Source organism: Roseibaca sp. Y0-43 (assembly GCF_020667835.1).
Classification (GTDB): domain Bacteria; phylum Pseudomonadota; class Alphaproteobacteria; order Rhodobacterales; family Rhodobacteraceae; genus Roseinatronobacter.
This window is the reverse complement of record NZ_JAFMPR010000027.1, coordinates 1-4,013: the sequence shown is the minus strand read 5'-3', so window position 1 is coordinate 4,013 and position 4,013 is coordinate 1. Positions and strand designations below refer to the sequence as shown.

Below are 4,013 nucleotides of genomic sequence, written 5' to 3'. Positions count from 1 at the left end.
GCGCCGCCGCTCGCGCCCCGGCGCGCGCGCCTACGACCCGTCACGCCCGGTGACATTCTGGCCGCCGCGCGGGTCTTGCTGGGCGTGGTTGAGAGCACTTGGCCCGCCACCATGGCGCGGCTTCTGGCGCGGGCCGGGGTGGCGGAACGTCACCGCCTGCGCACGGGCCGCGCGCATCCGCGCTACGGCAATGGCACGCTGATGGCCGTGGCTGAGCCGCAAGCGCCGATGCCACGGGCGGGCGACCGGCGCTATCTGGCCGCGCAGGCTGCGGTGATCACGGCGGTTCTGGCGTGGTCAGAAGGCCTTGAAGGTCATGGTGGTCAGGGTGCGGCTGATGCCGGGGATGTCGAAGAGCGCTTCTGACAGGTAGTGACCGACATCCTTGTCCTCGGGGATGTAGACCTTGGCGATCAGGTCATACTCGCCCGAGGTGGAATAGAGTTCCGACACCACTTCGCGGTCATAGATGGCGTCGGCGACCTGGTAGGTCTGGCCGGGAATACAGCGGAACTGGACGAAAACGCAGCGCATGGGGCCTCCGGGTGTTGGGCAGGGGGCTTTGCCCCCTCTGGGCGCGAGCGCGCCCATTCACCCCCAGGATATTTGGGCAAGGATGAAGAGGAAAGGGTTATTCGCCCTGAAGCGTCAGAGGGGCCGGGTCTTGACCGAGGTCTTCTGTCGTGAGCGGGGATTTGGGCCGCGCAAGCCGGTTGCGAATGACCCAGTGCAGCCTGTGTTCGGCCCGCGTGATGGCGACATAGGCCAAACGCTTCCAGAGCGGGATGCCGCCTTCGCTGCGGCCCGCGCGCGCCGCCGCATAGAGGTCGGGCGCGAAGACCTGCACATCCGACCATTGCGAGCCTTGCGCCTTGTGAATGGTGCAGGCCGCGCCATGGACGAAAGCCGCGCCCATCGCGGCGGCATAGGGGATGAAAGGGTCTTCGTCGGGGTCTTTTTCGATCTTGACGATGGAGGCGACCGAGATCTGCGGATCGGGCGCGCCGAAGATATGGAGGCGGGAGAAGCCCGGTTTGCGACCCGGCCCCAGATAGACCACTTGCGCGCCCTTGATGAGGCCGCGCGCCTCTAGGTCGATGCGCTTGGCGCGGTGTTTGAGCGGCAGCTCCAACCCGTCGCAGATCAGCGGCTCGCCGGGCAAAAGTGCGTCTTCGGGCGCGCCATGGGCAGCGCGGAACGCATGGATCAGCCGCAGGCGCGTCGCATTGCGCCACACCAGAACGGGCGAGCGCGCCATGAGGTCGCTGTCGACGCGTTCGGCCATGCGGACCCGGTCATCGGCGCGGGCGGCTTGGGCGATGCGATCCTCGAACTGCTCGAAGCTGAGGTCAGGATCGGCCAGCGCATGGGCCAGATCAAGGATCGGGTTATCGGCGGCCTGCCGGTGGATGCGCGCGAGGTGCATCTTCTGGGTTGCGGGCAGGTGGTCGAACACCATCTCTCCGGCGCCGCCCACGGGGGCAAGCTGGGCGGGGTCGCCGAACAGCACCAGCGTGCCGAAGAGTTCCTTCAGGTCATCGAGCTGGCGCTGGTCGAGCATGGAGCTTTCATCGACGAAGCCGATGTCGAGCGGGTCGTCGCGGCGTTTCCAGCCGGTGATGAAATCGGAGCCGCGCAAGCCTGCCGCCGCCAATGCGCCGGGAATGGACGGGGTTTGCGCGTAGAAGGCCGCAGCCCGGTCGAGGGCTGCGTCGTCAAGTCCCTCGACCGTGGGGCGGGGCGCCTGACCGGCCAGCCATTCGGCGATCTTTTCGTATTCCGGGTCATAGACCGGGGAATAGAGGATGCGGTGCAGCGTGGTTGCGGGCACGCCGCGCATGCGCAGGACCGACGCGGCCTTGTTGGTGGGGGCCAGCACGGCAAGCGAGCGGCGCTCGCGCCTGCGGCGGGGTTCATATTCGCCCGAAACGATTTCAACGCCAGCCGCCACCAGCGCCTTGGTCAGACCCGCCAGAAGCAGCGTTTTGCCGGACCCCGCCTTGCCGGTGATGGCCAGAACCGTGCCGCGCGCGTCGGGCGGGGCGGCGGTCTGGCCGGTGTCCAGGTCGATGCCCGCGTCTTCCAGCGCGCGCGACACGCGTTCCCACGCGTGGGCTTGGTCTTCGGACAGGTCGGGCAGGGAGGCTAGCGCGGTCATGGGCGCGACCCTAGCGCAAGCCGCGGGGAATGGGAAACCGCTTTCGCGGGATTGCAGGGGCGCGCGGGCGGGCGTAGCCTGTAGACTGCTTTCGTGACAGGATACACGCATGCCCATCCGCAACCGTTTCGCCGCGCGCCTCGCTGACCATGCCGCATGGCGGCGCGATTTCCATGCCCATCCAGAGCTTGGGTTTGACTGCCACCGCACCGCTGCGAAAGTGGCAGAGAAGCTGCGCGCCTTTGGCTGTGACGTGGTCGAGGAAGGGATCGGCGTAACCGGCGTTGTGGCCCTGATCCATGGCCGAAATGGTCCCGGCCGCTGCATTGGCCTGCGCGCCGATATGGATGCGCTGCCGATGACCGAGGCGACGGGCCTGCCTTATTCTAGCACCATTCCGGGCAAGATGCATGGCTGCGGGCATGACGGTCATATGACCATGCTTCTGGCCGCCGCCGAATACCTGTGCGAAACGCGAGCGTTTGACGGAACTGTGGCCGTCATCTTCCAGCCCGCCGAAGAGGGCGGCGGCGGCGCGAAGGTGATGTGCGACGCGGGGCTGATGGAGCGCTTCGCCATCACCGAGGTCTACGGGCTGCACAACCGCCCCGGCCACCCTTTGGGAGAGTTCAACATCCGCGCAGGCGCCTTCTACGCCGCCGTGGACGAGTTCCGCATCGTGGTCGAGGGGAAGGGCGGGCATGCCGCCAAGCCCGACCAGACCATCGACCCGGTGGTGGTCACCAGTCACCTGATCGTGGCGCTGCAAAGCGTGGCCTCGCGCAATACCGATCCCACGCAGAACATCGTGCTGTCGGTCTGCGGGGTCGAAACATCCAGCCGCGCGCATAACGTCATCCCCGCGCGGGTGGCGCTGGTGGGGACCATTCGCACGCATGACGCGAGGGTACGTGACATGGCAGAGGCGCGGCTGCGCGCATTGGCCGAGGGCACGGCGCGGGCCTTTGGGGCGGTGGCAGAGGTGGAGTTCCTGCGCGGCTACCCGGTGATGGTGAACCACGCGGAACATACCGAATACGCCCGCGCGGCGGCGCTGAAGGTCTCGGGGCAATGCGTGGAGGCCGGGTTCAACATGGGCGGCGAGGATTTCGCGTTCATGCTGGAAGAACGCCCCGGCGCCTACATCGTGCTGGGCGCGGGCGACGGGCCGGGCCTGCACCACCCGCAATACGACTTCAATGACGAGGTGATCCCCTATGGAGCAAGCTGGTATGTGGGGGTGGTGGAGGAGCGGTTGGGGTGAGCGGGGCGGAAAGCGGGTTTTTACGGCGCTGTTTAGCAGCGGCAGCGATGCCCAGAAAGCAGATGCACGTGGTGCCCCTTTGTTTGGACTGGGTGGCGTAGCAATGGGACGGAATCTCCGCCGCTCTGGCTATGTGACAGGGGAAAAAACCTCGACCGCAATTGTTTGACGTTTCTTTCCTTCTATTGGTCGGCAACGGCTTTGAACTCGAACGTATACTCACCCTTTGGTAATTCGGACTTGCTATTGATGTGGAAGTTGCAGGCCCCGTTTGATGGAGAGCCGGGCTTTGCAGAAATTGTAGACGTATCCTCCAACGGTGAAGCCACCAAGTCAGCTGTCACTTTTGGGGGGCGTGTGAAGGCTGGATTGAATCGAAGGGTGGCCGTAGCAATGTTTGTTGGTTGTAGAATATTTACGCGCAGAATGCCAGTCTGAGAAAATTCTTCACTCGAGGTTATCTCCTGTGTGGCTTCGACTACTTTCCGCTCTGATCCATAATTAGTTCGTCCTGAACAACTCCCAACATTCTGATTTTATGTAGGAAATGGGTGTTTTCTGTCGCCTTTGATTGCAGGGTTTCGTATGATT

General features: G+C 64.8%; 4 protein-coding genes. 2 read left to right on the top strand and 2 right to left on the bottom strand.

The annotated features are described in order from the left end of the window. The coding region (locus J1C52_RS14900) for a hypothetical protein (RefSeq protein WP_370633277.1) at nt 1-366 on the top strand (366 nt) is incomplete at its 5' end. Here J1C52_RS14900 and J1C52_RS14895 read toward each other — a convergent pair. Further along, entirely contained in the window at nt 298-534 is a 237-nt protein-coding gene (locus J1C52_RS14895) for an Lrp/AsnC ligand binding domain-containing protein (protein WP_227428717.1), read from the bottom strand. The two genes, J1C52_RS14900 and J1C52_RS14895, sit on opposite strands and share 69 nt — an antisense overlap. 97 nt (nt 535-631) lie before the next feature. After that, nucleotides 632-2,158, bottom strand: a complete 1,527-nt coding sequence (locus J1C52_RS14890; RefSeq protein WP_227428716.1) for an ATP-dependent DNA helicase — start codon at nt 2,156-2,158, stop codon at nt 632-634. Nucleotides 2,159-2,267: 109 nt separating this feature from the next. Here J1C52_RS14890 and J1C52_RS14885 point away from each other — a divergent pair, with 109 nt between their 5' ends. Continuing rightward, nucleotides 2,268-3,422 (top strand): M20 aminoacylase family protein, encoded by a 1,155-nt coding sequence (locus J1C52_RS14885; RefSeq protein WP_227428715.1) that lies wholly within the window; start codon nt 2,268-2,270, stop codon nt 3,420-3,422. The last annotated feature ends 591 nt before the right edge of the window (nt 3,423-4,013 follow it).